The sequence below is a fragment of the Aeromicrobium sp. REDSEA-S32_B7 genome (assembly GCF_001626145.1).
Taxonomy (GTDB): Bacteria; Actinomycetota; Actinomycetes; order Propionibacteriales; family Nocardioidaceae; genus Aeromicrobium; species Aeromicrobium erythreum.
The window spans coordinates 13934-15517 of the sequence record NZ_LUNF01000134.1; the positions used below are offsets into that span (position 1 = coordinate 13934).

1 protein-coding gene is annotated in these 1584 nt (G+C 73.0%); it reads left to right on the forward strand.

The features are described 5' to 3' along the window. The first annotated feature begins 434 nt into the window (after positions 1 to 434). The gene (locus A6Q79_RS09710; RefSeq protein ID WP_317698002.1) at positions 435 to 1373 is read left to right on the forward strand and encodes a HAMP domain-containing sensor histidine kinase; all 939 of its coding nucleotides are present in this window, start codon (positions 435 to 437) and stop codon (positions 1371 to 1373) included. Positions 1374 to 1584 lie beyond the last annotated feature (211 nt).

Below are 1584 nucleotides of genomic sequence, written 5' to 3' on the forward strand. Positions count from 1 at the left end.
GCATCCACCCCTTCACGGCGCGCGCCTCGCTCGCGCTGCGCGTCGCGCTGCTCACCACCGGTGCGGTCGCGGCGGTGCTGGCCGTGGCGAGCGCGACGGTCTACATCACGGTGCGCGCCGAGCTCGAGGACTCCCTCGACGCCTCGCTGATCAAGCGGGCCGACGCCGCGGTCGCGGCCGGCTACTCGCCGTCGACGATGTCGACGGCCGACACCGACCTGCTCGCCGTCTTCGGCATCCGCTTCATCTCGGTCGAGGGCGGGCGCATCTTCACCCGGCAGACGCAGACGAACGTGCCCTTCGACGAGCGCGAGATCCAGGTGTCGCTGGGCGAGGAGAAGACGTCGCAGCGGACGGCGCGCATCGCCGGCGTGCCCTACCGGATCGTCGCGGTGCAGGCCGGTCCCGGGCAGGCGCTGGTGCTGGCGCAGTCTATGGAGTCGACGCAGCGGTCGCTGGAACGGCTGAAGGTGATCCTCCTGCTCACCAGCGCGGTCGGCATCCTCGTCGCGGGCGTGGCCGGATGGGTGGTCGCCACCAACGGTCTGCGGCCGGTCCGCCGGCTCACCGCCGCGACCGAGCGGGTCGCCCGCACGGCGCAGCTGGAGCCGATCGAGGTCACCGGCTCCGAGCACGACGAGCTCGCCCGCCTGACCTCCTCGTTCAACCAGATGATGCTGGCGCTCGACGCGTCGCAGCAGCGTCAGCGCCAGCTCGTGGCCGACGCGGGGCACGAGCTGCGCACCCCGCTCACGAGCCTGCGCACCAACATCGAGCTGCTCGGCCAGGCCACGGAGCGCTCCGACCGCGAGCTCAGCATCGAGCAGCGGCGCGAGATCATGGACGACGTCCGCGCCCAGCTCGGCGAGCTCACGACGCTCGTCGGCGACCTCGTGGAGCTCGCCCGCGACGAGCCACTGCACCGCGCGCCCGAGCCCCTCGACCTCGTCGACGTGGTCGAGCAGGCTGTCGAGCGGGTGCGCCCGCGGGCCGGTGGTCTCGTGCTCGACGTGCGGCTGGAGCACTGGGACGTCATCGGCGAGGCGCACGTGCTCGAGCGGGCCGTGACCAACCTGCTCGACAACGCGGTGAAGTGGAGCCCCGAGGGCGGGACGGTCACCGTGCGACTGCGCGACGGCGTCCTCACGGTCCGCGACGAGGGTCCCGGCATCGCCGCGGAGGACCTGCCGCACGTCTTCGAGCGGTTCTTCCGCTCCACCGAGGCGCGCACGATGCCCGGCTCGGGCCTCGGGCTGTCGATCGTGCACCAGGCCGCCGTGCGCCACGGCGGGTCGGTGCGCGCGGAGTCGCCCCCGTCGGGCGGCACGGTCGTCACCTTCGAGCTGCCGGCGGCGGACGCCTCCCCCGCCTGAGCCACACCGACTGGCGTGCCAGGACGGACGCAGGGTTCTTCCGTGCCTCACACGTGCCGCTCAGCGGGGTCTCAGCGATCGGGGAGAATGTTGTCCCATGACCGACCAGAACGATCCCTTCGCCGATCGCCCGTACACGCCGCCGACGCAGCGCGGTGACGGCGACGCCTCCTCCCCCGGTGCGGAGGGGACCTCCGAGCAGGCCCCGCAG

Excerpts from the sequence above, each read along its gene's own strand:
- A6Q79_RS09710 (WP_317698002.1), top strand. The coding sequence starts at position 435 with ATGGAGTCGACGCAGCGGTCGCTGGAACGGCTGAAGGTGATCCTCCTG.